This window comes from Segatella salivae DSM 15606 (genome assembly GCF_000185845.1).
Lineage (GTDB): Bacteria > Bacteroidota > Bacteroidia > Bacteroidales > Bacteroidaceae > Prevotella > Prevotella salivae.
In genome coordinates this window covers 1349795-1376336 of record NZ_GL629647.1, presented here as the reverse complement: position 1 = coordinate 1376336, position 26542 = coordinate 1349795, and the positions used below count along the sequence as shown (strand labels likewise).

At 41.5% G+C, this 26542-nt stretch carries 30 protein-coding genes; 19 read left to right on the top strand and 11 right to left on the bottom strand.

The genetic code is table 11. The annotated features are described in order from the left end of the window. The first annotated feature begins 2 nt into the window (after positions 1-2). The 18 genes from rpsN to HMPREF9420_RS05640 all read left to right on the top strand — a co-directional run bounded on the left by rpsN (position 3) and on the right by HMPREF9420_RS05640 (position 10907). Positions 3-305 (top strand): 30S ribosomal protein S14, encoded by a 303-nt coding sequence (gene rpsN, locus HMPREF9420_RS05725; RefSeq protein ID WP_007134549.1) that lies wholly within the window; start codon positions 3-5, stop codon positions 303-305. A gap of 267 nt (positions 306-572) precedes the next feature. Beyond that, complete coding sequence (gene rpsH, locus HMPREF9420_RS05720; RefSeq protein WP_007134548.1) at positions 573-968, top strand: 30S ribosomal protein S8; 396 nt, start codon at positions 573-575, stop codon at positions 966-968. A gap of 15 nt (positions 969-983) precedes the next feature. After that, positions 984-1556 carry a 50S ribosomal protein L6 gene (gene rplF / locus HMPREF9420_RS05715; RefSeq protein WP_021824693.1) on the top strand — a complete coding sequence of 191 codons (573 nt, stop codon included), beginning with the start codon at positions 984-986 and terminating at the stop codon, positions 1554-1556. 20 nt (positions 1557-1576) lie between these two features. Next, positions 1577-1921 carry a 50S ribosomal protein L18 gene (rplR, locus tag HMPREF9420_RS05710; RefSeq protein WP_007134546.1) on the top strand — a complete coding sequence of 115 codons (345 nt, stop codon included), beginning with the start codon at positions 1577-1579 and terminating at the stop codon, positions 1919-1921. Between the two features lie 6 nt (positions 1922-1927). Then, positions 1928-2440, top strand: a complete 513-nt coding sequence (gene rpsE, locus HMPREF9420_RS05705; protein ID WP_007134545.1) for a 30S ribosomal protein S5 — start codon at positions 1928-1930, stop codon at positions 2438-2440. A gap of 12 nt (positions 2441-2452) precedes the next feature. After that, positions 2453-2629 carry a 50S ribosomal protein L30 gene (gene rpmD / locus HMPREF9420_RS05700; RefSeq protein ID WP_007134544.1) on the top strand — a complete coding sequence of 59 codons (177 nt, stop codon included), beginning with the start codon at positions 2453-2455 and terminating at the stop codon, positions 2627-2629. 25 nt (positions 2630-2654) lie between these two features. Beyond that, positions 2655-3101 (top strand): 50S ribosomal protein L15, encoded by a 447-nt coding sequence (gene rplO, locus HMPREF9420_RS05695; protein WP_007134543.1) that lies wholly within the window; start codon positions 2655-2657, stop codon positions 3099-3101. Between the two features lie 4 nt (positions 3102-3105). After that, on the top strand, positions 3106-4443 hold the full coding sequence (secY, locus tag HMPREF9420_RS05690; RefSeq protein WP_007134542.1) for a preprotein translocase subunit SecY: 1338 nt from the start codon (positions 3106-3108) through the stop codon (positions 4441-4443). A gap of 14 nt (positions 4444-4457) precedes the next feature. After that, positions 4458-5243 (top strand): type I methionyl aminopeptidase, encoded by a 786-nt coding sequence (gene map / locus HMPREF9420_RS05685; protein ID WP_007134541.1) that lies wholly within the window; start codon positions 4458-4460, stop codon positions 5241-5243. Positions 5244-5260: 17 nt separating this feature from the next. Continuing rightward, positions 5261-5479, top strand: a complete 219-nt coding sequence (gene infA, locus HMPREF9420_RS05680) for a translation initiation factor IF-1 (RefSeq protein WP_004341775.1) — start codon at positions 5261-5263, stop codon at positions 5477-5479. Positions 5480-5499: 20 nt separating this feature from the next. After that, positions 5500-5616: a type B 50S ribosomal protein L36 gene (gene ykgO / locus HMPREF9420_RS05675; RefSeq protein ID WP_004350205.1), complete on the top strand. Its 117-nt coding sequence runs from the start codon at positions 5500-5502 to the stop codon at positions 5614-5616. A gap of 106 nt (positions 5617-5722) precedes the next feature. Then, complete coding sequence (gene rpsM, locus HMPREF9420_RS05670; protein ID WP_004350207.1) at positions 5723-6103, top strand: 30S ribosomal protein S13; 381 nt, start codon at positions 5723-5725, stop codon at positions 6101-6103. An 18-nt stretch (positions 6104-6121) separates the two neighbouring features. Further along, positions 6122-6511, top strand: a complete 390-nt coding sequence (gene rpsK / locus HMPREF9420_RS05665; RefSeq protein ID WP_007134540.1) for a 30S ribosomal protein S11 — start codon at positions 6122-6124, stop codon at positions 6509-6511. A 40-nt stretch (positions 6512-6551) separates the two neighbouring features. Continuing rightward, positions 6552-7157 (top strand): 30S ribosomal protein S4, encoded by a 606-nt coding sequence (rpsD, locus tag HMPREF9420_RS05660; RefSeq protein ID WP_007134539.1) that lies wholly within the window; start codon positions 6552-6554, stop codon positions 7155-7157. A gap of 12 nt (positions 7158-7169) precedes the next feature. After that, positions 7170-8162, top strand: a complete 993-nt coding sequence (locus tag HMPREF9420_RS05655; RefSeq protein ID WP_007134538.1) for a DNA-directed RNA polymerase subunit alpha — start codon at positions 7170-7172, stop codon at positions 8160-8162. Between the two features lie 35 nt (positions 8163-8197). Beyond that, positions 8198-8683 (top strand): 50S ribosomal protein L17, encoded by a 486-nt coding sequence (gene rplQ / locus HMPREF9420_RS05650; RefSeq protein WP_007134537.1) that lies wholly within the window; start codon positions 8198-8200, stop codon positions 8681-8683. 272 nt (positions 8684-8955) lie between these two features. Then, positions 8956-9801 carry an aldo/keto reductase gene (locus tag HMPREF9420_RS05645; protein ID WP_007134536.1) on the top strand — a complete coding sequence of 282 codons (846 nt, stop codon included), beginning with the start codon at positions 8956-8958 and terminating at the stop codon, positions 9799-9801. A 266-nt stretch (positions 9802-10067) separates the two neighbouring features. Next, positions 10068-10907, top strand: coding sequence for a hypothetical protein (locus HMPREF9420_RS05640; RefSeq protein WP_007134535.1), 840 nt, complete (start codon positions 10068-10070; stop codon positions 10905-10907). A gap of 287 nt (positions 10908-11194) precedes the next feature. On the opposite strand, the gene HMPREF9420_RS05635 is transcribed toward HMPREF9420_RS05640, so the two are convergent. From HMPREF9420_RS05635 to HMPREF9420_RS05625, 3 genes are all read right to left on the bottom strand, one after another. Beyond that, positions 11195-11836: a septal ring lytic transglycosylase RlpA family protein gene (locus tag HMPREF9420_RS05635; protein WP_044079121.1), complete on the bottom strand. Its 642-nt coding sequence runs from the start codon at positions 11834-11836 to the stop codon at positions 11195-11197. Between the two features lie 251 nt (positions 11837-12087). Continuing rightward, a complete protein-coding gene (locus tag HMPREF9420_RS05630; RefSeq protein WP_007134532.1) occupies positions 12088-12822 on the bottom strand; it encodes an SDR family NAD(P)-dependent oxidoreductase in 735 nt (244 codons plus the stop codon). Next, the gene (locus HMPREF9420_RS05625; protein WP_007134531.1) at positions 12819-13091 is read right to left on the bottom strand and encodes a YbjQ family protein; all 273 of its coding nucleotides are present in this window, start codon (positions 13089-13091) and stop codon (positions 12819-12821) included. The genes HMPREF9420_RS05630 and HMPREF9420_RS05625 overlap by 4 nt, the downstream gene beginning before the upstream one ends. 302 nt (positions 13092-13393) lie before the next feature. Between HMPREF9420_RS05625 and HMPREF9420_RS05620 the strand changes: the two genes are divergently transcribed. Continuing rightward, positions 13394-14542 (top strand): mechanosensitive ion channel family protein, encoded by a 1149-nt coding sequence (locus HMPREF9420_RS05620; RefSeq protein WP_044078788.1) that lies wholly within the window; start codon positions 13394-13396, stop codon positions 14540-14542. A gap of 652 nt (positions 14543-15194) precedes the next feature. Here HMPREF9420_RS05620 and HMPREF9420_RS05615 read toward each other — a convergent pair. The 8 genes from HMPREF9420_RS05615 to HMPREF9420_RS05575 form a co-directional block, all read right to left on the bottom strand. Then, positions 15195-17672: a zinc-dependent metalloprotease gene (locus HMPREF9420_RS05615; protein ID WP_007134528.1), complete on the bottom strand. Its 2478-nt coding sequence runs from the start codon at positions 17670-17672 to the stop codon at positions 15195-15197. A 33-nt stretch (positions 17673-17705) separates the two neighbouring features. Beyond that, positions 17706-18362 carry a PAQR family membrane homeostasis protein TrhA gene (gene trhA / locus HMPREF9420_RS05610; RefSeq protein ID WP_007134527.1) on the bottom strand — a complete coding sequence of 219 codons (657 nt, stop codon included), beginning with the start codon at positions 18360-18362 and terminating at the stop codon, positions 17706-17708. A gap of 232 nt (positions 18363-18594) precedes the next feature. Then, a complete protein-coding gene (rnr, locus tag HMPREF9420_RS05605) occupies positions 18595-20790 on the bottom strand; it encodes a ribonuclease R (RefSeq protein ID WP_044079119.1) in 2196 nt (731 codons plus the stop codon). 776 nt (positions 20791-21566) lie between these two features. Beyond that, positions 21567-22319, bottom strand: coding sequence for an exodeoxyribonuclease III (locus HMPREF9420_RS05595; RefSeq protein ID WP_007134522.1), 753 nt, complete (start codon positions 22317-22319; stop codon positions 21567-21569). A 7-nt stretch (positions 22320-22326) separates the two neighbouring features. Next, the gene (locus HMPREF9420_RS05590) at positions 22327-22956 is read right to left on the bottom strand and encodes a DUF4840 domain-containing protein (protein WP_007134521.1); all 630 of its coding nucleotides are present in this window, start codon (positions 22954-22956) and stop codon (positions 22327-22329) included. Positions 22957-23031: 75 nt separating this feature from the next. Beyond that, on the bottom strand, positions 23032-23625 hold the full coding sequence (gene folE, locus HMPREF9420_RS05585; RefSeq protein WP_007134520.1) for a GTP cyclohydrolase I FolE: 594 nt from the start codon (positions 23623-23625) through the stop codon (positions 23032-23034). Between the two features lie 58 nt (positions 23626-23683). Next, a complete protein-coding gene (locus tag HMPREF9420_RS05580) occupies positions 23684-24391 on the bottom strand; it encodes an SPOR domain-containing protein (protein ID WP_007134519.1) in 708 nt (235 codons plus the stop codon). Positions 24392-24477: 86 nt separating this feature from the next. Then, positions 24478-26541, bottom strand: coding sequence for a BT_3928 family protein (locus tag HMPREF9420_RS05575; protein ID WP_007134518.1), 2064 nt, complete (start codon positions 26539-26541; stop codon positions 24478-24480). Position 26542: the final 1 nt, after the last annotated feature.

The window sequence follows — 26542 nt, the reverse complement described above, 5'->3', positions numbered from 1 at the left end:
ATATGGCAAAAGAATCAATGAAAGCTCGCGAGGTTAAGCGTGCAAAGCTTGTTGCTCGTTACGCTGAAAAGCGCGCAGCTCTGAAAAAGATTATCGCTACGTCTGAAGATGTTGCTGAAGCTTATGAAGCTGCACGCAAACTTCAGGCTATCCCCAAGAATGCTAATCCTATCCGTCTACACAACCGTTGCAAGATTACGGGCCGTCCTAAAGGTTATATCCGCCAGTTCGGTTTGTCTCGTATTCAGTTCCGTGAGATGGCATCAGCTGGTTTGATTCCTGGAGTGAAAAAAGCAAGCTGGTAATTCGGAATAGCAAAGTGAATGTTGTTTAAGCATCTGTAATTAAGCTCCTTTTGATTAGCTTTACGATTCCTAATATTTCATTTGGTAATAAGCGTCATAATGTGCTACAATTTGATAGCTTTTATACGATGATTTCTTTGGAATAGGAAAGTTATTCTACTCGGCTTGCTTTACAGATAAACATCAGTCACTTTACTTCTAATCGTTCTTAAACGGATTTTTTTAATATTGTCGGGGTTGTCCCGATTAATTAAACATTTATATTTTATGACAGATCCAATAGCAGATTATCTGACAAGACTCAGAAACGCAATCATGGCTCATCACCGTGTAGTTGAAGTTCCTGCGTCTAACTTGAAGAAAGAGATCACTAAGATCCTCTTCGAGAAGGGATACATCTTGAACTACAAGTTCATTGAAGATGGTCCTCAGGGTTTAATTAAGGTCGCACTGAAGTACGATCCATCAACAAAGCAGAGCGCTATCAAGAGTTTGAAGCGTGTGTCTACACCTGGTTTGCGTAAGTATACCGGTTATAAAGACATGCCGAGAGTAATTAACGGATTAGGTATTGCTATCTTATCTACATCCCAAGGTGTAATGACAGACAAGGAAGCTTCCGATTTAAAGATCGGTGGTGAAGTTCTTTGCTACATTTATTAATTGGAGGATTTTAATATGTCAAGAATAGGTAAATTGCCAATTAGTATTCCAGCAGGAGTTACAGTAAACTTCGATGAGAAGACAAATGTAGTTACAGTTAAAGGTCCTAAAGGCGAACTCTCTCAGTATGTAGATCCTTCTATTAAGATGGAAATAGCTGATGGTCATATCACTTTCAGTGTAGATGAGAATAGCCCTGTAGATATTAAGCAGAAACAATCTTTCCATGGTCTCTATCGTTCACTTGTTAACAACATGGTTGTTGGTGTAAGCGAAGGCTATCAGAAAGTACTTGAACTTGTAGGTGTAGGTTATCGTGTTTCTAATCAAGGTAATCTCATTGAATTCTCTTTGGGTTATACTCACCCTATTTTCATGGAACTTCCAAAAGAAATCAAGGTTGAGTCTAAATCAGAAAGAAACCAGAACCCAATTCTTACACTCGAGTCATGTGACAAGCAGTTGCTTGGTCTCATCTGTGCAAAAATTCGTTCTTTCCGTAAGCCTGAGCCTTATAAGGGTAAGGGTATCCTGTTCAAGGGTGAAGTTATTCGTAGAAAGTCTGGTAAGACCGCTGCAGCTAAGTAATTTTAATTGATTTTACGATTATGACAACAAAGAAAGTAGAAAGACGAATTAAGATAAAGTTCCGCATTCGTAAGAGTGTTAACGGAACAGCTGAGCGTCCACGTCTAAGTGTTTTCCGCTCTAATAAGCAGATTTACGCTCAGGTTATTAATGATTTGACTGGCAAGACGCTTGCTTCTGCAAGTTCATTAGGCCTTGAAAAGTTGGCAAAGATGGAACAAGCAAAGAAAGTTGGTGCACTTGTTGCAGAAAAAGCAAAGGCTGCCGGCATAGAGTCAGTAGTGTTCGACCGTAATGGTTACTTGTATCATGGCCGTGTACAGGCTCTCGCAGATGCAGCTCGTGAAGGTGGACTTAAATTCTAAACGATTATGGCAATGAATAAAGTTAAAGTAAATAGTGACGTAGAACTGAAAGATCGTCTGGTTGCTATCAACCGTGTAACCAAGGTTACAAAAGGTGGTCGTACATTCACATTCGCTGCTATCGTCGTTGTAGGTGATGGCAAAGGTGTTGTCGGCTGGGGCCTTGGTAAGGCTGGTGAGGTGACAACAGCAATCTCTAAGGGTGTTGAGTCTGCAAAAAAGAATCTCGTGAAAGTTCCTGTATTAAAAGGAACTGTCCCTCATGAAATTGAAGTTTCTTTTGGTGGTGCTCAAGTACTACTTAAGCCAGCAGCAGCTGGTACTGGTCTAAAGGCCGGTGGTGCTATGCGTGCAGTGCTTGAAAGTGCTGGTGTTTCTGACGTGATTGCAAAGTCAAAGGGGTCTTCAAATCCTCACAACCTTGTAAAGGCGACAATCGCAGCATTAGCTCAAATGCGTGATGCCTATACGATAGCTGGTGAACGTGGTATCAGTATGGATAGAGTTTTTAACGGTTAATAGGAGAAAATAATGGCAACAATTAAAATCAAACAGATTAAGAGTAAAATCGGTTATCCAGTTGATCAGAAGCGTACGCTTCATGCTTTGGGCCTTCATAAGATCTCTCAAGTTATTGAAGTTGAAGACACTCCTAGTATCCGCGGTATGATCCGTAAGGTTCATCATCTGGTAAGCGTAGTTGAATAATTAATCTTTTAATATTGAATCAATTATGAAATTAAATAATTTGACACCAGCAGAAGGCTCAACACATGCACGTCGTCGTATTGGTCGTGGTCCTGGTTCCGGTTTAGGTGGTACATCTACTCGTGGACATAAGGGTGCTAAAGCTCGCTCTGGTTACAAGAAAAAGATTGGTTTTGAAGGTGGTCAGATGCCACTTCAGCGTCGTGTACCGAAGGCTGGTTTTAAGAATATCAACCATAAAGAGTACTTCGCTGTAAACCTTTCAACACTCCAATCTCTTGCAGAGGCAAAGAATCTCACAAAGATTGGTATTGCAGAACTTCAAGAAGCAGGTCTTACTAATGGTAAAAAGCTTGTGAAGATTCTTGGCAATGGTGAGTTGAAAGCAAAAATAGATGTTGAAGCAAATGCATTCTCTAAGACTGCCGAAGAAGCTATAAAGGCAGTAGGTGGTAACGCAACTATAATCTAAGTAAATGAAAAAGTTTATTGAGACACTAAAGAACTGTTGGAAGGTTGAAGACTTGCGTCAGCGACTTTTGATAACAATACTCTTCACGGCAATATATCGTTTTGGATCATTTGTCGTACTTCCTGGTATTAATCCGGCTAAGTTGGAATCACTTCAGTCGCAAACCGCTGGTGGCTTAATGTCACTTTTGGACATGTTCTCTGGTGGAGCATTTTCCAATGCATCTATCTTTGCACTTGGAATTATGCCTTACATCTCAGCTTCTATCGTTATGCAGCTCCTTGCTGTAGCTGTACCTTATTTCCAAAAGATGCAGCGTGAAGGTGAAAGCGGCAGAAAGAAGATAAACTGGTATACTCGTCTACTGACAATTGCCATTCTGGTTTTTCAGGGACCCGCATACCTCATGAATCTAAAGACACAAGCTGGCCAGGCTTTGGCCAGCGGTGTCTCTTGGACTGCTTTTATAGTTTCTGCAACAGTTATCCTCGCAGCGGGAAGTATGTTTATTTTGTGGCTCGGTGAGCGCATTACGGATAAAGGTGTAGGGAATGGTATCTCATTAATCATTATGATTGGTATCATAGCTCGACTCCCACAGGCTTTCGTACAGGAGGTAACTTCACGATTCACTGCTATCTCCGGTGGAGGTATAGTTATGTTTATTGTTGAGTTGCTTATCTTATATGCAGTAGTTTGTGCCTCAATTCTGTTGGTTCAGGGAACTCGTAAGGTGCCTGTACAATATGCTAAGCGTATTGTTGGTAATAAGCAATATGGTGGCGCTCGTCAATATATTCCACTGAAACTGTTTGCCGCTAATGTAATGCCAATCATCTTTGCTCAGGCATTGATGTTTATTCCACTGGTTATAGTTCAATACCAGAGTGAGAATGCATCATGGGTTGTTCGGTCTTTAATGGACAATCGTAGTGTGTTGTATAATGTAATCTATGTAATACTAATTATAGCGTTTACATATTTCTATACAGCAATAACGCTGAATGCAACTCAGATGGCTGAAGACATGAAACGTAATAACGGTTTTATTCCAGGAGTAAGACCTGGAAAAGATACTGCTGAGTATATTGACACCATTATGTCTCGTATTACTTTCCCAGGTTCGTTGTTTATTGCGTTTATTGCTATAATGCCGGCTCTCGCAGGACTTCTGAATGTACAACAAGGATTCTCGCAATTCTTTGGTGGTACTTCATTGTTGATTCTTGTTGGAGTTGTTATTGATACATTACAACAGATTGAGAGTCACTTGATGATGCGTCATTATGATGGACTTCTGAACTCTGGACACACACGTAATAGTAGTGTCTCAGTTTATTAATCAGATTAAGTCCAATGAAAATATTTCTGAAGACGGAAGATGAAATCGACCTAATGCGTAAGGCTAACCAACTTGTTGGTTCTACTCTTGCAGAGTTAGGCCGACATGTTCAGCCTGGTATAACAACCTTACAGCTGGATAAGATAGCAGAGGAATTCATTAGAGATCATGGTGCAATACCAACTTTTAAGAATTTCCCTAATCCTTATGGGGAGCCTTTTCCAGCTTCAATATGTACTTCTGTAAACGATGTTGTAGTGCATGGAATTCCAAATGCTGACGTTGTTCTGAAAGAAGGAGATATTATCTCTATAGATTGTGGAACTCTTCTTGATGGGTATAATGGAGATTCCTGTTATACTTTTGCAGTGGGAGAAGTCTCACCTGAAGTGAGAAAATTACTGAATGTCACAAAAGAGTCCTTGTATAGAGGGATTGAACAGGCCGTTGCTGGGAAACATGTAGGAGATATTGGGGCTACTATTCAAGATTATTGTGAGAGCTTTGGTTATGGTGTAGTCAGAGAACTTACAGGTCATGGAATAGGTAAGGAAATGCACGAAGATCCTAAGATTCCTAATTATGGGCGTCATGGTAATGGGGTTATGCTTAAAGCTGGAGTGTGTATTGCAATTGAGCCAATGATTACAATGGGTGATTATCACATAGGAATGTTACCAGATAAGTGGAGTATTGTTACGTGTGATCGTAAACCTGCAGCACATTTTGAGCATACTATCGCAATCAGAAAAGGTAAAGCTGAGATCTTATCAACGTTTGAAGAAATAGAAAATCATTAAGTTAGAAGAATAGTTTTATGGCAAAACAATCCGCTATTGAGCAGGATGGAACAATTGTAGAAAGTCTGTCTAATGCAATGTTCCGTGTAGAACTTGAGAATGGGGTTCAGATTATTGCGCACATCTCTGGTAAAATGCGTATGCATTATATCAAAATACTTCCTGGTGACAAGGTAAAGGTTGAGATGAGTCCTTATGATCTGACAAAAGGCAGAATCGTTTTCAGATACAAATAATTACTCATATATAAACTGATATGAAAACAAGAGCATCATTGAAGAAGCGTACACCCGACTGTAAGATTGTTCGTCGCAAAGGTCGTTTGTTCGTTATTAACAAGAAAAACCCTAAGTTCAAATTGCGTCAGGGTTAGTGTTAAAGTATCGTAAAAGGTTAAATAAATCAATTTTTATTTCTAATTTTGCACGTTCTTTGACGAGAAAACAGATTTAAATTATTAATTTTTTATCAATTAAATAATGGCAATAAGAATTGTTGGAGTAGATTTGCCCCAGAACAAGCGTGGCGAAATCGCATTGACTTATATCTATGGTATAGGTCGAAGTAGTTCAGCAAAGATATTGGATAAGGCTGGTGTGAACCGTGACTTGAAAGTCAGTGAATGGACTGATGACCAAGCAGCCAAGATCCGTGAAATTATCGGCGCTGAGTTTAAGGTAGAAGGTGATCTCCGTTCTGAGATCCAAATGAACATCAAGCGACTGATGGATATTGGTTGTTATCGTGGAGTTAGACATCGTAATGGTCTTCCAGTTCGTGGTCAGAGCACTAAGAATAATGCTCGTACTCGTAAGGGTAGAAAGAAGACTGTTGCTAATAAGAAGAAGGCTACTAAGTAATTTTAATGTAAATTAATTATGGCAAAGACAAAAGCAACATCTAAGAAGAGAAACGTAAGAGTAGACGCAATCGGTCAGCTTCACGTTCATAGTTCATTCAATAATATCATTGTATCATTAGCTAATAGCGAGGGACAAGTTATTTCTTGGTCTTCTGCTGGTAAGATGGGCTTCCGTGGTTCAAAGAAGAATACTCCGTATGCAGCTCAGATGGCAGGTGAAGATTGTGCGAAAGTTGCGTTTGACCTCGGTCTGCGCAAAGTTAAGGCTTACGTAAAAGGTCCAGGTAATGGTCGTGAGTCTGCTATTCGTGCCGTGAACGCAGCTGGTATTCAAGTTACAGAGATTGTTGATGTAACTCCATTGCCACATAATGGCTGCCGTCCACCAAAGCGTCGCAAGGTATAATCATTGATACAATAATAAATTTAGCACATATTTTTATATTATGGCAAGATATATAGGTCCGAAATCTAAAATTGCACGTCGATTTGGTGAGCCCATCTTCGGCGCCGACAAAGTTTTGTCCAAGAGAAACTTCCCTCCTGGACAGCATGGCAATAACCGTCGCAGAAAGATGTCTGAGTACGGAGTCATGTTGGCAGAGAAGCAGAAAGCTAAGTATACATATGGTGTACTTGAGCGTCAGTTCCGTAATATGTTTGAGAAAGCAGCTAAGGCTGATGGTATTACTGGTGAGGTTCTACTTCAGAATCTCGAATGTCGTCTTGACAATGTAGTATATCGTCTTGGTATTGCTCCTACGCGTGCTGCTGCTCGTCAGCTTGTAGGTCATAAGCATATTACTGTAGACGGTAAAGTTGTAAACATCCCATCTTTCGCTGTTAAGCCAGGAATGGTTGTTGCTGTTCGTGAGAAATCAAAGTCTCTCGAGGTTATCGAAGCTGCACTTGCAGGTTTCAATCACAGTAAATACCCTTGGATTGAGTGGGACGATAATGCAAAGTGTGGTAAGTTCTTGCATAAGCCAGAGCGTGCCGACATCCCTGAGAATATTAAGGAACAGTTAATCGTTGAGTTGTACTCTAAATAAATCATTGAATTAATGGCGATATTAGCATTTCAAAAACCTGATAAAGTTGTAATGTTGGAGGCCAATGATAAGTTCGGCAAGTTCGAATTTCGTCCTCTTGAGCCGGGCTTTGGTGTTACCATTGGTAATGCATTGCGTCGCATTCTTCTTTCATCACTGGAGGGTTATGCTATCAACACCATCCGTATTGCTGGTGTTGAGCATGAGTTTTCTTCAGTTCCTGGTGTAAAGGAAGATGTAACCAACATTATCTTGAATTTGAAACAAGTCAGATTCAAGCAAGTAGTAGAAGAATTCGAGAACGAGAAAGTTAGTATCACTGTAGAGAATTCCACTGAATTCAAAGCTGGTGATATTGGTAAATATCTGACTGGATTTGAAGTGTTAAACCCTGATTTGGTGATTTGTCATTTAGATGCCAAAGCTTCAATGCAGATTGATCTCACCATTAACAAAGGACGCGGTTATATTCCGGCTGATGAGAATCGTGAGTTCTGCACTGATGTCAACGTTATTCCAATCGATTCTATCTACACCCCTATCCGTAATGTGAAATATTCAGTAGAGCCTTATCGTGTTGAACAGAAGACCGATTACGATAAGTTAGTTATTGAAGTTTCTACGGATGGTTCCATTCATCCGAAAGATGCGCTTAAAGAGGCAGCGAAGATTCTTATTTATCACTTCATGTTATTCTCTGATGAGAAGATTACTCTTGAATCTCCTGATCAAGATGGTAACCAAGAATTTGATGAAGAAGTGCTTCATATGCGCCAATTGCTCAAGACTAGATTAGTTGATATGAACCTCAGTGTTCGTGCACTTAACTGCTTGAAGGCTGCTGATGTTGAGACACTTGGTGATCTCGTTCAGTACAATAAGACTGACCTTTTGAAGTTCCGCAACTTTGGTAAGAAATCGCTTTCAGAGCTTGATGATTTGCTCGAAAGTCTGAATCTGTCGTTTGGAACCGATATTTCAAAGTATAAATTAGATAGAGAGTAAAACAAACTCTCTACCTCTTAAACGTTAAGAATAAAATGAGACATAATAAAAAATTCAACCATCTGGGTCGTACTGCATCTCATCGTGACGCTATGCTCGCAAATATGGCAGTGTCATTGATCATGCACAAAAGAATCACTACGACCCTTGCAAAGGCAAAAGCCTTGAAGAAGTATGTAGAACCATTGATCACTCGCTCTAAAGAAGACACCACAAACTCACGCCGTGTAGTTTTCCGTTATCTTCAAAAGAAAGAGGCTATCAAGGAACTCTTCAGTACGGTTGCTGCCAAGGTGGCTGATCGTCCAGGTGGTTACACACGTGTAATCAAGTTGGGTACCCGTCAGGGGGATGCTGCTGAAATTGCTTTCATCGAGCTCGTTGACTTCGATGAGAACATGGCTAAGACTCCGAAGGCTGCTAAGAAGACTCGCCGTAGCCGTAAGTCTACCAAGGCTGAAGCTACTACAGAGGCTCCTGTTACAGAAGTTCCAGCAGCTGAAGAGGCTAAAGCAGAGTAATCTCACGATTAATATTCAAACCTATAATGAAAGCGTAGTGAAGTTTTTCACTACGCTTTTTATTTGCCCTTACTTTGTTTTTGTGCTGCTATGTATGTCCGAAATAATTCTTTTATGACGTTACTCTGTCAGTTAATACTTAGTAGAAGTTCCGTTTGATGTGCATGAAAAGAAAACAAAGCATATTTTTGTGAAAGATTAATTCTATTATGTGAAACTATATTCTCATATGGATTTCGTATCTTTGTAATTGTAACAACAAAATTAAGGATATGGAAAATATTAAATTAGTGAATGGTGTTGAGATGCCATTATTGGGATATGGTGTGTTCAGGGTTAATCCAGAAGAGTGTGAACGCTGTGTGAGTGATGCACTTAATGTAGGTTATCGCTTGATAGATACCGCACAAGCTTATGGCAATGAAGAAGGAGTTGGACGTGCATGGCGTAAGAGTGGTATTGCGCGTAAAGACCTTTTCCTTGTTACAAAGATATGGATTAGTAATTCAGGAGAAGGGAAAGCTGCAACAAGTATAGATGAGAGTCTTCGTAAACTTGATACTGATTATGTCGATCTTTTACTCATTCATCAGGCTTATGGAGATGTGTTTGGAACATGGCGTGCTATGGAAAAGGCTTATAAAGAGGGCAAAGTTCGAGCTATCGGAGTATCAAACTTCCAGGCAGGACGCTTCTTTGACTTCGCACATTTTGTCGATGTAAAGCCTATGGTCAATCAATTGCAGTGCAATGTAATGGCACAACAGAACGATATACAGCCTATTTTACAAGAAACAAACACAAGAACAATGTCCTGGGGGCCGCTTGGTGGACAGGGGGTTGATGGTATTGTGAAGAGCGAACTGCTTGTAAGCATCGGACAAAAATATGGTAAGTCGGCAGCACAAGTAGCGCTTCGATGGCTTACGCAGCGTGGTATCGTAGCCATACCAAAGAGTAGTCACATAGAACGTATGCAGCAAAACTTCGATATTTTCGACTTCTCTCTTACGAAAGAAGATATGGATAAGATTGCAACGATGAATCAGTCGGATGCTGGTTTTATAGACTTTACTTCACCAGACTTTGTAAAGTATCTTATTGAAAACTATGGATAAATGTGAAATATGGCTTTATTATTTTCATCCATAAGCTGAAAAAGAATATGGATAAAGTTGATAATAGGTTGGAATATGTTATAAAATAAATAGTATTATGGGTTGTTCCATCCGAAGTGATGTTTAATTCCTTCGTGCTAAGTATTAGGCAACATGTTAAAACTTGTTTGCTTTTTTAGGGAATTCCCCCTTGATATATAGGGAAAACATCCTTTAACATTGTTGCTTTATACTTATCTTTGTCTCCATATAAGATTGAATCGAAGATGAAAAAAGTGTTGATTTATGCTGCATGTGCAACTTTATTGTTCAGCAGTTGCGATAGTTATACGGGGTCAGGTGCTTATGCCGGCGTCTCCTTAGGTTCCATTTTGGGCAGTGCTATCGGTGGAATTGCCGATGGCCCACGTGGGTCTGACATCGGGACTATCATTGGAATGGCAGGCGGAGCCGCTGTGGGTGCGATGATAGGTCAGGCAGCTGACCAGCGACGCGTAGCCGATCAAGAGCAATATCAGTATGAACGTGCAAAGCGAAACTATGACCATAAGATGAAAGAACGCCAGCAACAAGCAGGTGAAAGCAGTTATCAAGAGGCACCTTCTACGGATAGTGGCTTCGACGAAACTAACTCAGGAGACGATCGTATCTATGATTTCACGGGTAAAGATTACCAGAGTGATGTGACTACTCGCACGGCAACCACAAGACTTCCTGACTCATGTAGTGCCGACAATCGTATTGAAAGATTGAAGTATGCGCCTAATATTGAGGTGCGAAATGCACGTTTTCTTGATGCAAATGAAGACGGAACGATAGAACGCGGAGAGCTTTCTAAGGTGATATTTGAAGTTATGAATCGTGGTAATCAACCCATATATGATGTCCTTCCCGTGGTTATTGAGGCCAATAAAAACCGCCATTTGCAAATCTCTCCAAGCATTCATATAGAGAAAATAGAGCCGGGTAAGGGCATACGTTATACTGCTCTTGTCAAAGCAGACAATCGGTTGAAGGATGGAAATGCAAAGATTTGCGTCTCTGTTCTCCAAGGAAATAAGGCCATTTCAAAGGTAACGGAGTTTAATATCCCTACAAAGAAGTAAAAGAAAGTAGTCATTACTCGCAGCAATCCTCGCGAAAGAAGGGAGAGAAGGCATGCTGTTTATGTGCTAAAACGACTGACAGCGTACTTGATTTTGCAATGATTTCAATCGTCTGTTGGGTGCCGATAGGCATATATAACAGCAAATAAAGTGCTTTGTCTCATTTATTTCATGACATAACCCCTATTTCTCAATGGGTAATGACATTATCTTCGGTCCTTCAATCTTATATTGCTCGGCCCATGACTCCCTCCTTCTGGGAGGGAAAGGGGTGGGTGTTTTATCTTTTAAAACATTCCTTTTATTTTCTCAAATACGCTGTTCCAGCGATTCTCTTTGTCTTTTTTCGTTGTAGCATTCTTTTCGTCTTTCGTGGCATCTTCTTTCGGTTTGTTTGCCGCTTTGGTTTGAAGAAGTTTCTGTTGACTGGCAATTTTCTTCGCATCACGATTGATAGTCTTGTTCACAATGCCTTGTCTGTTCTTCCAATCATCCACAATATTATATCTAACGGATGATGCTTCAAAATCTATTCTGGGTAGTTCTTCGGCCTCGTCATCCAAATAAGGCACGCCTTTTCCTATCTTTTCAATCATCACAGTGGCTACTCCATTCGACAAAATGCCAAGTTGTTTGGCCGCGCCATACGACAAATCAATGATTCGTCCATGGCCAAACGGACCGCGGTCTGTTACTTTCACGACCACGCTATTACCGTTATTAGGGTTCGTTACTTTTAATAACGTGCCGAAAGGATAGGTGCGATGCGCACACGTTAAACTATCATGGTGCAGTCGTTCGCCGCTGGCGGTTCTGGCTCCAGTAGCTCTTTTTGAATAATAAGAGGCTTTTCCTCTCTGTTGTTGGGCGCATAATGACAGCGATAAGAGCAGATTTATCAGTATAAATAGAAATCTTTTATTGTCCACAAATCCGTTTTTTCGTTCGTAACTCGCCATATTGGATTAAACAAATCCCAATATGATTTACACACTCAATACGTTTGTAATCAATTGATTGCAATTCAACGATGTTGCAAATATACAAAAACTTTACGTAAGTTCCAAATCTATTGTTTTGTGAACGCTATGACTTTACGCGATAAAATGACGCAGTTGATGTTGCAATCTCCCTCATTTTACGCAGTGATTTGCCACAAATCATTTTTCTTTCTCAGCCCTTATGTTTTCTTTATCAAGCGCATGTTTCGCCATAACCAATTAGGAATACATTGCCATAAAAGCGTGACAATGTGCCAACGCCAGTCAACAACATAGCAATGTCTTTGCTTTTCAATCGCACGAAGAATAGACTTTGCCACATCTTTTGTCTTCATGAGCATCGGGAAATGTGCTGTTTCACCTAATAAAGGCGTGTCAACAAAGCCTGGACGAATATCAGTGAAGCGTATATTCAACTTCCGATTGGCGGCAAGTTGCTCCAAAGCTTGAAGATATTTGCTTTGCATTGCCTTCGAAGCACTATAAGCTGGTGCAGGACCCAGCCCCATTGTGCCAGCTATCGACGTGATGCAGGCAATGTGACCTCCGCCTTTCGACGAAAAGAAATGAAAGGCGGCATCTACCATTCTGGTAAATCCAATGACATTAGTTTGCATGGTTTGTAGTTCTCTTTCGCTATCCAATGCGGGGTTTTGCCACCCAATTCCCGACACATGAAGATAGAGATCTATTCCTTTCATGCGTTCAATGAGCTTGTGCAATGCGTCTACAGCCTGTTCTTCTTGAATGTCTATGCGAGCCACAAAGACACGCTCTGGTGCCAAACTCCGTAGCTTTTCTAACCTGTCTTCACGTCGTGCGGCCACGCCAACTGCCCAGTTTTGTGCAATCAATAGCCTTGCTAGCTCATAGCCAATGCCACTACTGGCTCCCATGATAATGGCTTTCTTCATCTTCGTTCGATAATAACGCCGTCGCCATAGACAACAGTCTGGTCTGCAGAAGCGCTGATTCGCAGGTTTACAAAGGCATTACAGCCAGCGTCATAAGCCTTTTGTATTACGTTTCTTAAGCAGCGTTCAGGATTGATTCTCCTACTATAATCAACGAAAAGCCCACGTTGTTCCTTAATCTCATAACCCATAATGTTTGGTAATGTGCTTACAAATTGTTGATCAATCACAAATTTCGATTCATCAACTTCACTGCTAAATAAACTCATTTTTATATATTTTGTTTGTGACAAAGATATAAAAATCGAACTAAAAAAGCAAGGGGTGGTTCGAAGGTTCTTTGGTTTTTGGGAATTATTTGGTCTATAATACTTTATAAAGTTCCGAAAACAAAGTGTTGTATGGAGTGATATAGGGTTTGTTTTCAAATGCACACATTTTGTGAAGACTATCGCAACGTAAGTTCAGAAGGGTGGAGGCGCTTGGAGAATGCACACATTTTCTGTCAATTTCTGATAGATTCTTCGATAAAAGTTCTACCTTTGTGGCGTTCAATAAAGGGAAAAAGGAAATGGAAGTAATAAGATGTTTTGTTGAGGAAATCATCATTCGATGTGGTGTTCATGGTGCCGGTGTTCCTATTTTGCGCCATGTCTTGCTGATTGTTGTCGTAGTATTACTGGCTTTGTTGAGCTATTTTGTGGCACGACGGGTGATTCTTTTGATTACGAAAGTAGTCTCTCGCAAGGGTCTTAAATGGAATCAGGCACTGTTAGTTTCAGTATGTCGCGTTGTTCCTGCTATTGTTGTATGGAAACTTCTGCCGCTCGTGTTCTATCAATATCATATGGTGCGTGAGCTTGTGGCACGTGTTACAGCCATTTATATCACGGTGATGGTGACGCGAGCTTTCATTGCTTTGCTTAATAGTTTCGATGAAATTACGGCCTCAAAGCGGTCGGCCAAGCAGCAATATCTCAAGTCTTTGCGAGGTGTTTTGAAGATTGTGGCTATCTTTATGGCTGCTATTTTCATCATTGCTATAGGCATAGGACGCAGCCCAATGACGCTGTTTGCCGGACTGGGTGCCACATCTGCCGTCTTGATGTTGGTGTTTCAAGACACGATTTCAGGCCTTGTTGCCGGCATACGACTAACGAGTAATGACATGCTTCATAAGGGAGACTGGATCACAGTGCCTAAATCTAACGTGGATGGTATCGTGGAAGAGATCTCACTTACGACTGTAAAGGTGAGGAACTTTGATAATACTATTGTCACGGTTACACCGCAAACACTCGTTGAAGACTCGTTCCAAAACTGGTTGGGGATGCAGCAAAGTGCAGGTAGAAGAGTGAAAAGAATGGTCTATTATGACTTTAGAAGTGTGAAGGTTATAGATGATTCACTGCGTAAGAAGTTAGTGGATAAGGGCTATTTCAAGGCAGAAGAGCTCGCCGGAAATATTGTAAATATGGCTTTATATCGTCGTTTCATCGAACAATATCTTAGTCATAATGCTTATGTTAACACCGATATGGTTTATATTGTATGTCAAAAAGAGGCGACAAACGCAGGACTTCCGCTTGAGTTTTATTTCTTTTTGAGAGATAAGGAATGGGAAAAGTATGAGCATCAATTAGCCGAAATCATGGAGTATGTCTATGCCGTTACGCCAGACTTTGGGCTTACTATCTACGAAGCTACACCTGTTCAATAATTTGACTAAATAGTATTAAATCGTAAGGAAAAGGCGTTTATTACTGTCTTTTAATAAGCGTTTTGGTGCTTGTTTAACGTTATTTATATTAAAAGTGATGCGTTTTAGGGTGCAAACTATTGACACGTATTTGATAATTTCCTATATTTGCATCGATAAATCAAATGTTATTCAACTTTAATAGAAAGACTATTATGAGCACAAAAAAGACCGTTCTTCCTCAGATTCCGCGGGACTTACGCAGAGAAGACGACAATGAAACAACCAAGGTGCACATTATTGAATCTGATGTTTGGTACACCTAAGGCCTGTAAAAGGCTTAGATTTGCTGATGACTTAATTCTAAAAATAGGATGGCTGGCCTGAAAATGGTCGGCCATTTTTTGTTTTAAGCTGGTGTTCTAAGCATAATATAGGAAGGTTTTCTTGTATAATAAGTTGCAAAGAGTTGTGTTTGAAAGGGAGAAGAGCCTAAGATTGAAATTGTTATTGTTGTGATTTGAGGGGCAAGGGAGAGGGAGTTACGCCGTAAAATGTGATAGATTTTGTGCAGTATAGGCTGGAACGAGTATGTTATTATATGATAAAAGAAGGTCTGAAAGTGGCAGTTAAAGCTCATTTTCAGACCTTCTTGTTTGTAAAAATGTATGAACTATTCAGCTGTTGGCTTTGAATAGGTGTCGCGAATCTTCTTTGTTTTCAGCATCAAATTCTTGTAATGAAGTGCGTTAATGCCGTCGGCATTGCTCTTTTTCAACTGCTGTTGGCAGAAATTATCAATCATATCAAGATGTTTCAGCGCATAAAGTGTCGCATCAGAAGGCTCTGTTTTGGTGTTGTCTTTAGCCGTTTTTTCAGGATTAATGACTAACCCAATGCAGTCAACATAGTTTTGTTCCAACTTACGGCGATAGTTATTGTCGCGTTGATTCGTTTGACTCATAGGCTTCCAAATGGCTTGAAACAAGTCGTTTAGATAGTCGTTGACAGGGTAGGGCTTGCTTGCCGTGAAACTGTTTGTAGCACAACGATAGAGCGTTTTAGCCGAAAGGAAGTAGTTTAACCATAAAGTTGAAGTGCGAGTCAAGTCATCGTTGGCATTGACACCAAGCTTATTGACAATACTATCAGGGTAAAGCCAATGAGGAAGTGTGAATAAATGGCGGCCAAGCCAGGCGATAGCATCTTTCTGAAGCGCTGCTGGAACGATGTCGTTATTGCGTGTTGATGGCCAGTTATCGCTGTAAACGCCATTGATATAGCGTCCAACGTGCCCGCAGTAACGCTGGAATTGTGAGCGCACAGCACTGTACATCGTTTCCAAGTCGTCTGTTTGTCCATCAGGTTGTGCCGTCCATTGCACAATGTTTTGCATCACACGCTTGAGGTTTTTGATGCCATATTCGTTGGCAACAATGTCATTATCGCTGAGATCTTCTATCTGAGAACGAGGGTCTTGGCCTCGTCCTTCGTCACCTTTATAGCGTAGTCGGTGATTCGCTGTAAGTGTTTTGGTAACCTCACTGCGTAAAACCTTCTTCTCTTCAAACTCATCTTTGAACTCCGGACGATACTGATAGCCCCACTTTATAGCCCATTTGTCGTAGTCATTAATACGGGGGAAGAGGCCAGCTTCACCTATATTATCCTCTGGTTGAGCAACAAAATTGAAGCGAGCATAGTCCATTATACTTGCTGTATGGCCATGTTTCTCAACCCAATTCTTATCGCGTAGCTTCTCAACGGGCGTCGCATGACTGGCTACCATGTTGTGACGTAAGCCCAAGGTATGACCCACTTCATGACTTGAAACGAAGCGAATGAGCTTGCCCATCAAGTCTTTGTCGAAGGTCATCTTTTGCGCTCTCTTGTCTAATGGGCCACATTGTGTCATGTACCATTTGGTTAATAAGTTCATAACATTATGGTACCAACAGATATGACTCTCTATAATCTCGCCGCTTCTTGGGTCAACTATGCGCGGACCATAAGCGTTTTCTTTCTCTGAAGGCAGGTAACGTAGGAAAGAATAACGGGCATCATCGGGGCTGATGTCACTGCCTTCGGGGACTTCTTTGCCTACAATGGCATTCTTGAAGCCTGCTTCTTCGAACGCTTTATTCCAGTCGTTGATACCTTGAATGAGGTAAGGCACCCACTCTTTTGGCGTTGCTGGGTCTATATAATAAACGATTTGGTGCTCAGGTTCAGAGAGTTTACCTTTCGCATAAGCTTTCTTGTCTTTAGGAACTAAGCGATAACGTGAGATGATGGCATCGTGCTTACTGGTTTCTCTGTCGCTGAATGTGACCAAAGGTTTATTGAAATAGCCCACACGTTCATCGCCTAAACGAGGTCGCATAGGCTTTTCGGGCAGCTCAACAATGCTGGTGTTGAGGCTCAACGTCATGAAACCATCGCGTGAAGCCATTGATTTTCCAGGCGTTGCAGCATAAGTTCGCAATGTCGATACTTCTATATTAATAGGATAAGCCTTAATCGTGTCGATGAAAGTGCGGTCATCTTGCAGTCCACCTAACTTCGTTTCAGTTCGGTCTGAGGCTGTAAACCCGCCAATCTTATTGTCACCTTTGAAGAGCTTTGTTACGTTAATGAGCATATTTCCCGTTTTATTGTCTTTACCGATAATATCGAATTTATAGACAATAGGGTCGATAGTAGACTTCTTTACGAGTGTAGCGATGTTGCTTTTTGGGTCAGCTGATTGCGTATGGGCCCATGAACGGAGGAACAAAGTCTTGTCATCATAGCGTTCGAAATAAACCGTATTGTTGTTTACTTCCTCTCCACTCAGCAAGCCAAAGTCCTGTGGTACCGACACAAAACGAGTCACAGCGAGGAACAATCTGCCAAGCGCTGCCTCTGGAATCTCAAAGAACCAGTCTTTCTCTATATGCCTTACACCAAACACTCCCTGTTGAAAAGAACCGCCTTTCTTGATGAGTTTCTCATATTCCGTTTCCTTTTTCTCAGGTTGTTTCTTGTTTTTCTCGTCATTCTTCTTTACTTCTGTAGAGTCTTTTGCCAATGAATCACAGTGTCGTGGCATTGACCATGCTGGCGTTGTAGATAGTAACGACAGCGTGAGTGCTACTAATAAATGTTTCATTTTGTTTGGTAATGTGTTTTATTCTTTTTGTTTTTATATGTATTTCAGTAGTATATCCCACACCGCAATGATGTGACAAACGCTACCAGCAAGCACAAAGAAGTGGAAGATGGTATGCATATACTTACGTTTGTTGACGCTATAGAAGACGGCACCTGTTATGTAACAAGCTCCTTCTCCGATAATCCACATGAGCGCGTTTGTAGTGAGTGAGCTCGCAAGTGGTTTGAAAGCAACTAACACACTCAGTCCCATGCCGACAAAAGCAATGGTTTCTAAGTTGCTATGGTCCTTGAGATTGACGAAGCTAATGATAGTCCCCACTATGGCACATGCCCATATAAAGCAAAACAAAGTGAATCCCCAGTAGCCCTGATCTCGTAGTGCAATGAGCGTGATGGGGGAGTAACTGCCGGCTATATGCCAATAGATAGCGGCATGATCCCATTTCCTTAGTCGCTCTTTCCACTTGCTCCAAGCCGACAATGCGTGATAAATCGTGGAAGCAATATATGAACATAGCATGCCAAAGAGATAGAGAATGACTCCTGCTGTGGCCCAACCATTGTGCTCACGAAAGCACCATATAAGAAAGATTACACCGAAAACAATGCCCAAGATGATTCCTCCGGCATGACTCCATGAGTTCCATAGTTCTTCACGATGATTGAAATGGATTTTCAGTTTCATACAATTATCACTTTCGGCAAAGTTAGTTGTTTGTTAGTAATGTATCAAATTTTTGAGTGAGTTATTTCTAATTTATCGCCGATTTCAAAGAAATCACTCTCCCGGTTTAGGCAAATCGCTGCGTGTAATGAACGCTTTTAACTCTATAAACCTATGGGATTATTCATTGAAAAGGCGCTTTCTCTTAGATTTAAGTCATGGAGAAAGCGCCTTCTTTGTTTGGCTTTACCAACTATTCTGCCACAGTAAAGTCGAGTTGTTTCTTCTCAAGATTGGCTTTTGCGACTTGAATTCGGATGGCATCTCCAAGTTGATACTTATGATGATGACGCCTTCCGATGAGACAGAAGTTTCGTTCGTCAAAGTCATAATAGTCATCTCCCAAGTCGCGCATAGGGATCATACCTTCACAATGGTTCTCATCTATCTCAGCATATATGCCATAACTCGTGATACCGCTAATGTGGGCATCGTATGTTTCGCCTAATTTCTCGGCCATAAATTCAACCATCTTGTACTTGATTGAATCGCGTTCAGCATTCTGAGCCACGAGTTCCATCTCCGAACAATGCTCGCATAGTTCCTCATAATGCTTTTCGTTAGCACTCCGTCCGCCATTAGCGTATCGGGTAAGTAAGCGATGTACCATCGTATCGGGATAGCGACGGATTGGACTTGTGAAGTGAGTGTAGTAGTCAAATGCCAGTCCAAAGTGCCCAATGTTATGCACACTATACTTCGCTTTCATCATAGCGCGCAAGGCAACTGACTGAATCATCTTTGCCTCGGGCCTTCCATCGCAGTCATCCATGAGTTTGTTGAGGCTGCGAGCCATAGCTCCTTTCGTGCCATCGGTCTTCACTTTATAACCAAACTTGACGATAAACTGACGCAGAGTCTCCATCTTTTGCGGGTCAGGATTATCATGTATGCGGTAGGGTAGCGTCTTTGCTTTGCGTCCTTTCTTTATTTTTCCGATGCTTTCTGCCACAGTTCGGTTGGCCAAGAGCATGAATTCCTCAATCAGTTTGTTAGCATCGCGGGAACGTTTAAAGTAACATCGTATGGGTTTTCCATGCTCATCGATGTCGAAATGCAACTCCTCGCGGTCAAACTTCACTGCTCCTGCCTTGAAACGCTTGGCACGTAACAGCTTGGCAAGACGGTCTAAGGTGACCAATTTGTCGGCATTCTCACCCTTATATCCACCTTTTGGTGCCTTTGGTGCAGGCTCTCCAGTTCCATCAATGACGCCATTGGCTTCAAGAATCTCCTGCACTTCCTCATAGGCATAACGCCGGTTACTGCGGATAATCGTATGAACGATGCGGTAATCTTTTACATTTGCCTCATCATCTAAATTGAAAATAACACTATAAGCAAGCTTATCTTCATCGGGACGGAGGGAACATATATAGTTACATAGACGCTCGGGAAGCATTGGAATGGTTCGATCTACGAGATAAACACTTGTGGCTCTCTTTACTGCTTCCTTGTCAATGATACTGCCTTCGGTTACATAATGGCTCACATCTGCAATGTGCACACCCACTTGCCACTGCCCATTGTCAAGCTGTTTGATAGAGAGTGCGTCGTCAAAGTCTTTTGCATCACGGGGGTCAATCGTACAAGTGAAGACCTCACGAAAGTCTTCTCGCTCTGCTTCATCCTGCTTTGTGATTTCTCCAGAGATTCTCTCGGCTGCCTCTTCTACGGCTTTTGGATAGACATAAGGTAGGCCGTATTGTGCCAAGATAGTGTTCATCTCAACGTCGTTGTCACCGGTTTGTCCCAATACATCTACCACTTCGCCAATCAAATTCTTATGTTCGGCGTCGGGCCACTGCATGATTTTGACAATGGCTTTATCGTTATCTTTCCCTCCTTTGAGTTTTCTCTTTGGGATGATAATGTCATGTACGAACGTGTTTTCAGGCGTAATGAGATATGCCATGTTGCGATCTACACGCAAACGCCCTACGAATTGGTCTTTACTTCGTTGTAGAATCTCAATGACTTGTGCCTCTTTTATATGCTTCTTTCGACGTGCCATGAAGCTCACTTTGACGCGATCTCCATTGGTTGCCCACATCGAATTGCGTTCTGAAACGAAGATAGGCGTGCCGCCATCATCGGGTAAGAACGAGTTCTTTCCATTTGACTTGCGAATGAATGTGCCTTCTTGCACCTGACCTTTCGTGTTGAGTTTGTATGAACTTTCCGTCACTCGGGTGAGAAAATCATCCCAAGTCATCTCTTCCATGATGTCGATGGCCAACATCTTCAGAGGGTGAGTATCTAATTTCAGGGCTCGGAATATCTCCTTGAAGCTTAGTGTTTTGCTGGGCTGGGATGCGAAGAAGTCTTGCAAACGCTCACTAAGTTGCTTCTTGGACATGCGCTTTCCGCCCTTTTTTCCTTTTCCCATCATTGTTCTTTTTTATGTGTTTAGATTACAAAGTAACGAAAAAGAAATGATAATCCCAATTTTTGTATCTCTTTTTTCTCAAGGAAAAACACGACAGCCTATATTTGTTTGTGTTGGAATGTCTGGGCATTTATGGTGGAATGAATAGGAATAGTATGTAAAATCACTTAGCAGTGATGGCTTCGTTGGTATAATTCTTGAGCTTAAAGCGTTGGTTTTTATCTCATGACAAAGCTTCTTTTTGATGTTTGTTTTGTAAGCTTTATTGGTCGTTTTTTAACACTTTTAGTGAGGTTGAAATAGGAAGAATAAGGTCTAAATCGTGGAACTTCATCATCGTTTCATCTTTCTTTGACCATGTTTCTTGGCGATATGCGTTGTTATTTGACTGGAATGACACACTCAAATGATGCTTTTTATCGCCTCATATGGCTTAGATTGCCTTGTAATATGCCTTATTTTACACGTAAATTTATCGTTGTTTTACCTTCTGTTTTGTTATGAATATTGCAAGTCTTTGATATTTAACGCCTTATAAAAGCTTTGGAATTTCTCTATTTTTAGTTCTTGTTGAAGAATCTTTTGGATAGCGTTTGTAATTGACTTGAAGTTGTAAAGTTTAATGATTAGATTTAACACATTTGTTGTTGCAAGGGTATTGATGTGCATCATTAAGGTTTTGCGGAAAGGATTCATAGGTAATTCATATAACAAAATCGCCCCAACAATATAATGATTGTTGAGGCGCTGTGGGATGATATCATTCAATTTCTGTTTTAAATGTCTATATCTAACTCTACAGGACAATGGTCGCTGCCATAGATTTCGGTGTGAATAGACGCACCTTTTAATTGAGGCCTGAGTCTGTCGGAAATCAAAAAGTAGTCGATTCTCCAGCCAGCGTTCTTCTCACGTGCACGGAATCGGTAGCTCCAATAGCTGTAAGTGATCTGTTCTGGGTGTAGCGTTCTGAACGTATCTGTAAAGCCATTGCTCAGCAGTTGCGTCATTTTGCTTCGTTCTTCGTCAGTAAAGCCTGCACTACGTCGGTTAGTTTTGGGATTCTTTAAGTCTATTTCCTGGTGTGCAACGTTCATATCTCCGCAGACAATCACGGGCTTTTTCGCATCGAGTTGATGCAGATAAGCCTGAAAAGCGTCTTCCCATGTCATGCGATAATCAAGTCGTCGCAGTTCTTCTTGAGCGTTAGGAGTATATACAGTGACGAGAAAGAACTTGTCATATTCAAGTGTTATGACGCGACCTTCATGGTCGTGTTCATCTATTCCGATGCCATAGCTAACGGCAAGTGGCTCTTTTCGTGTATAGATTGCAGTGCCACTATATCCTTTTTTCTCTGCATAGTTCCAGTAAGATGTATATCCTGGGAACTGAAGTTCAAGCTGTCCGGCTTGCATTTTGGTTTCTTGCAGACAGAAAAAATCGGCATTTAAGGACTCAAATGATTGTGAGAAGTCCTTACCAACGCAGGCCCGTAGGCCGTTAACATTCCATGAAATGAATTTCATTTTGTATTTAATGTTTAGCTGTTGAGACAAAGATGAAGTAGTTACCTGACGGTCTAAGATATTCTTTTTCGGCTTTAATCTCAGCGGGTTTCATTGCTACTTGTAGTGCGCGGTTACGTGTATTGTAGAGTGCAAACATGCTATTCTTGAAGACAACTTGCTGCGCTTGACCGTTTAAAGTGACTGTAAATGTTGTCTGATATATCAGTGTTTGATAGGAATATATAGTCTTATCGCGGTCATAATAGCTAAGTGCTCCAATCCTACTCCTAACGGGTTGTAGGGTGGTTTGTTTTGCCAACTCCTCACTTACGGCTTTACTTTGTGCATGATATGAATTGAGTAGCGATGCATAAAGGCTGTCGGGGATGCCGCTAACGCGTATGGTTGAGTCGGCATTGATGGTTAGTTGAACATTTCTTACAGAGTCTTTGGTAAGGAAAGTACCGGCATTATTCTCTGTAACCGTATAGATTTTGCCTTCATAAGTGCCTTGACCCGTCTCGAAGATTGTTCTTACATCTGCGTCAGTTAGTGTCAGTTCTTTCTCATCATCGCCATTCAAACATGATGAGAGTGCCGTTAAAGCTATTGCCAAACAAAGCATATAGCCAAAGAAATTACGTAAGTTTTTCATATAATCTGTTTCTTTCTTTGATGTTGAATAAATTGAAAGGTTATTTTTAAAAAGGTATGTTGTGGGGTGATACCCTTAAATTCGTTTTGATTCTCCACGCAATAGGCTCATAAATTCCTGTCGTGTGTTGAGGTCATTGAATACTCCACTGAAGTCGCTTGTTGTCGTTATAGAGTTTTGTTTCTCTACACCTCTCATCTGCATACACATGTGTTTGGCTTCAATGACCACCATAACGCCTTGTGGATTGAGGGTTTCTTGGATGCAGTCTTTAATCTGTTGGGTCAGTCTTTCTTGCACTTGAAGACGATGACTGAAGATATCTACGACGCGTGCAACCTTACTTAGTCCCGTGATGTAGCCGTTGGGGATGTATGCTACATGGCATTTGCCGTAGAAAGGCAACATGTGGTGTTCGCAAAGAGAGAACACATCGATGTCTTTAACGATAACCATTTGGTTGTAATCTTCCTTGAAGAGGGCATCGGTTAACACCTTATGAGGATCTTGGCTGTATCCTCTTGTCAGTATCTGCATAGCTTTTGCCACACGCATCGGGGTCTTTTCCAAGCCTTCTCGATAGGCGTCTTCTCCTAAAAGCGTGAGTATACTTTTATAATGTGTGGCGAGATCGTCGAGACCTTCGCGGAATTCAGTTTCTGGATTCATAGTCGTTGATATTTCGTTTGTCTCAAAGTGTCGTGCAATGAATCGCACTTGGTGAGACTTAATCTTGCACAGTAATCTTCCCTTTGACGATACATGCTTGACGATAGCCTAAGGCTTTCACCTTGCGCAGCATGTCGCTGGCTTCTTCAAAGCTTCGATAGTTGCCCACACGGCATATCCATCGTGGTGAGTAGAAATGCACATAGATGGGTTGATCGGGATATTTCATCTTGATAGCAGCGCAAGCTTGTTCTGCTTTCTGCCTGTCGATGCGTGAGTTTCCGCCTGAAAATGCTTGCACACGATAGCCAGTTACCTTGCGGCTTCCACGCATAACTTTCCTCCGCATGTCAACAGTTGGGATTGTAATCTCATCCTCTTCTTGCTGTTGATTGTTGGATTCTGTCCGCTGATGCGTTATTTTTTCCCGTCGCTCTACAGGCTTTATGGCTGGTTCTTTCTTGCTTTCTGTCTGCTTGGCAGAGTCACCTGTGACGACGCGTTGATTCGTTTTTGTCTCTTTCTTGGTAGGTTCGGTCTTGTTCGTTGTAGCTGTTGGCTTTACAACTTCTTTCTTTTGTTCGTTCGTAACTTGTGGCTTTGTCTGTTTACTGCCGTTGACGAGCTCGTCAATTTCTTTGCTTTGAGTGATGGTTACGGCTCCTTTTCCGGCTGAATTCCTTTTCAAATGGTCGAGGAAAGTTTGTGCATGAGATGGAATTGCCATGCAAATGATAACACTAAAAAGCCAAGCGAACTTCTTCATTTCCTATTGAATTGATTACAATATGGGGAAATCAGGACAATAAGATGAAACTCGTTGTCCTGTTTCCCAATATTAATTATGTGATATTACTTTTTCCAAGCGTCGATGATTCCTTTGAAATCAGCAGCCTTCAAAGATGCACCGCCAATCAAACCACCATCAATGTTTGGTTTAGAGAATAGCTCAGGAGCGTTTGAAGCCTTGCAGCTTCCACCATAAAGAATAGAAGTTTCTTCTGCAACTTCCTTGCCATATTTCTCTGCAACGATAGAACGGATGTAGCAAAGCATCTCTTCTGCCTGGTCAGAAGTAGCGGTTTTACCTGTTCCAATGGCCCAGATTGGCTCATAAGCAAGTATGATATTCTTCCATTCTTCAGCTGAAAGATTGAACACACTACCTTCAAGTTCTGCCTTAACAACAGCGTTCTGACGGTTTGATTCGCGCTCTTCGAGGGTCTCACCACAGCAGAAGATTACCTTCAAACCATTCTTTAAAGCCAACAAAACCTTTTCTTTTAGGATCTCAGCTGTCTCTCCATAGTACTGACGACGCTCTGAATGACCGAGTATTACGTATTGAGCGCCAGTGCTCTTAACCATCTCTGCCGACACTTCTCCAGTGTAAGCACCCTTCTCTTTGTCTGCACAGTTCTCAGCACCAAGGCCTACTAAGCTTGCATTTAGCTCCTTAGCAACACTTGCTAAGTGGATAAATGGGGTGCAGATTACTACGTCACAGTTTGGCTTTTCAGCTGTCATTGCCTCGTTAATCTCCTTTGCGAGTGCAACACCTTCTTGCAGGTTGAGGTTCATTTTCCAGTTACCTGCTACGATTTTCTTTCTCATTTTACTTTTCTTTTTATTGAATAGATGATATAATTTCTGTTTATCTTTCTGCTCTTTTAGTCTCACCCACTTGCTCCATGCCCACAAACGATCGGCTAAAGTGAGTAGCGTTAGGGGAAGAATGAACCACAAAACGATTTCTAATATCTTAGCCGGCACGCTGTCTTTTGGCATCTTTCCCAAGCTTGATTGGCTGATAGGACGCGATAGTTTGGCTTCATTGGGGAGGTTGTTATGACTCCATTTATTGATGATTGTGCCGTCTTTTAGTAACAAAAGTCCAGGATTACTGCGGATGATTGTCTTCAAAACAGCTTCATCTGTGATGCAAAATGGATACTCAGCTCCCGTTAAATCAATCCATCGTTTGATAGCTTTCGTCGTGCTTGCTGTTAGGCAATAGAACGGAATGTCATAGCTTTGAGCATATTCATAGAGTCTATCTATGTCACCAAAGTTGCTGTCATCGGCCGTCTCTAAATGTGGAGCAATCAGCAGAAATGTATAGCCTTTGTGGCTAAGTACACTGTTGGTGATGTCTAATCCCGTTTTGTTGTCAGTGATAGAAAAGTCATGTATCGGCGGAATATACCCCTCACTTGTTTGCACAGTCTTACTATCAATGAACTTCCAAGAGGCATCTGGATAGTTATCGAGCGTGAATTCCTTGCGCTGTCCGTTCTTCTCCATGATGAAAGTTGTTTTGAATTGCGGCAACTTTGCACCTTTAGGAATCTCCATTCCGCGCGGAATGTTCACACCAATATGGTAAGGTCGGAAGTCAAAGATAGGCAGAAAGTATAGACTTAAGCCACTACTCACCAAGATAAATACAATGGTATAGTTCGTGACAATCCACTGATTGCTTTTCGAAACGAATCGAAACATCGCCAGAGGTCTATACATAATGGCGAGTGAACAGACAAGAAGCACGATGTTTTTTATCAGTGTTTCTGTGTTTGTTAGATGCAAAGCATCGCCAAAACAGCCGCAGTCTTTCACCGGATCTGCCACTACTATCCACACGGTTACCATCGTCATGAACGCCATAAAGGCCACTGTCAGCTTCGAAATGAGTCGGCGTTGGATTGCAAAGAGCAAGAAAATGCCGATACAAAACTCTATGGCTGCGAGGAAAACTGCCACGGCAAGCAATGTCCAATTGGGCAGAATGCCAGCCATTCCGATAGCCCCGAGATAGTCTTGCAACTTATATTGCGTGCCAATAGGGTCTATTGCTTTCACAAAACCCGAGAAGATGAACGTCACTGCCACGATGATTCGGCAGAGGTTGACTATCATT

Coding starts and splice junctions, on each gene's coding strand:
- rpsN (WP_007134549.1), top strand. CDS start 3: ATGGCAAAAGAATCAATGAAAGCTCGCGAGGTTAAGCGTGCAAAGCTT.
- rpsH (WP_007134548.1), top strand. CDS start 573: ATGACAGATCCAATAGCAGATTATCTGACAAGACTCAGAAACGCAATC.
- rplF (WP_021824693.1), top strand. CDS start 984: ATGTCAAGAATAGGTAAATTGCCAATTAGTATTCCAGCAGGAGTTACA.
- rplR (WP_007134546.1), top strand. CDS start 1,577: ATGACAACAAAGAAAGTAGAAAGACGAATTAAGATAAAGTTCCGCATT.
- rpsE (WP_007134545.1), top strand. CDS start 1,928: ATGGCAATGAATAAAGTTAAAGTAAATAGTGACGTAGAACTGAAAGAT.
- rpmD (WP_007134544.1), top strand. CDS start 2,453: ATGGCAACAATTAAAATCAAACAGATTAAGAGTAAAATCGGTTATCCA.
- rplO (WP_007134543.1), top strand. CDS start 2,655: ATGAAATTAAATAATTTGACACCAGCAGAAGGCTCAACACATGCACGT.
- secY (WP_007134542.1), top strand. CDS start 3,106: ATGAAAAAGTTTATTGAGACACTAAAGAACTGTTGGAAGGTTGAAGAC.
- map (WP_007134541.1), top strand. CDS start 4,458: ATGAAAATATTTCTGAAGACGGAAGATGAAATCGACCTAATGCGTAAG.
- infA (WP_004341775.1), top strand. CDS start 5,261: ATGGCAAAACAATCCGCTATTGAGCAGGATGGAACAATTGTAGAAAGT.
- ykgO (WP_004350205.1), top strand. CDS start 5,500: ATGAAAACAAGAGCATCATTGAAGAAGCGTACACCCGACTGTAAGATT.
- rpsM (WP_004350207.1), top strand. CDS start 5,723: ATGGCAATAAGAATTGTTGGAGTAGATTTGCCCCAGAACAAGCGTGGC.
- rpsK (WP_007134540.1), top strand. CDS start 6,122: ATGGCAAAGACAAAAGCAACATCTAAGAAGAGAAACGTAAGAGTAGAC.
- rpsD (WP_007134539.1), top strand. CDS start 6,552: ATGGCAAGATATATAGGTCCGAAATCTAAAATTGCACGTCGATTTGGT.
- HMPREF9420_RS05655 (WP_007134538.1), top strand. CDS start 7,170: ATGGCGATATTAGCATTTCAAAAACCTGATAAAGTTGTAATGTTGGAG.
- rplQ (WP_007134537.1), top strand. CDS start 8,198: ATGAGACATAATAAAAAATTCAACCATCTGGGTCGTACTGCATCTCAT.
- HMPREF9420_RS05645 (WP_007134536.1), top strand. CDS start 8,956: ATGGAAAATATTAAATTAGTGAATGGTGTTGAGATGCCATTATTGGGA.
- HMPREF9420_RS05640 (WP_007134535.1), top strand. CDS start 10,068: ATGAAAAAAGTGTTGATTTATGCTGCATGTGCAACTTTATTGTTCAGC.
- HMPREF9420_RS05630 (WP_007134532.1), bottom strand. CDS start 12,822: ATGAAGAAAGCCATTATCATGGGAGCCAGTAGTGGCATTGGCTATGAG.
- HMPREF9420_RS05625 (WP_007134531.1), bottom strand. CDS start 13,091: ATGAGTTTATTTAGCAGTGAAGTTGATGAATCGAAATTTGTGATTGAT.
- HMPREF9420_RS05620 (WP_044078788.1), top strand. CDS start 13,394: ATGGAAGTAATAAGATGTTTTGTTGAGGAAATCATCATTCGATGTGGT.
- HMPREF9420_RS05615 (WP_007134528.1), bottom strand. CDS start 17,672: ATGAAACATTTATTAGTAGCACTCACGCTGTCGTTACTATCTACAACG.
- trhA (WP_007134527.1), bottom strand. CDS start 18,362: ATGAAACTGAAAATCCATTTCAATCATCGTGAAGAACTATGGAACTCA.
- rnr (WP_044079119.1), bottom strand. CDS start 20,790: ATGGGAAAAGGAAAAAAGGGCGGAAAGCGCATGTCCAAGAAGCAACTT.
- HMPREF9420_RS05595 (WP_007134522.1), bottom strand. CDS start 22,319: ATGAAATTCATTTCATGGAATGTTAACGGCCTACGGGCCTGCGTTGGT.
- HMPREF9420_RS05590 (WP_007134521.1), bottom strand. CDS start 22,956: ATGAAAAACTTACGTAATTTCTTTGGCTATATGCTTTGTTTGGCAATA.
- folE (WP_007134520.1), bottom strand. CDS start 23,625: ATGAATCCAGAAACTGAATTCCGCGAAGGTCTCGACGATCTCGCCACA.
- HMPREF9420_RS05580 (WP_007134519.1), bottom strand. CDS start 24,391: ATGAAGAAGTTCGCTTGGCTTTTTAGTGTTATCATTTGCATGGCAATT.
- HMPREF9420_RS05575 (WP_007134518.1), bottom strand. CDS start 26,541: ATGATAGTCAACCTCTGCCGAATCATCGTGGCAGTGACGTTCATCTTC.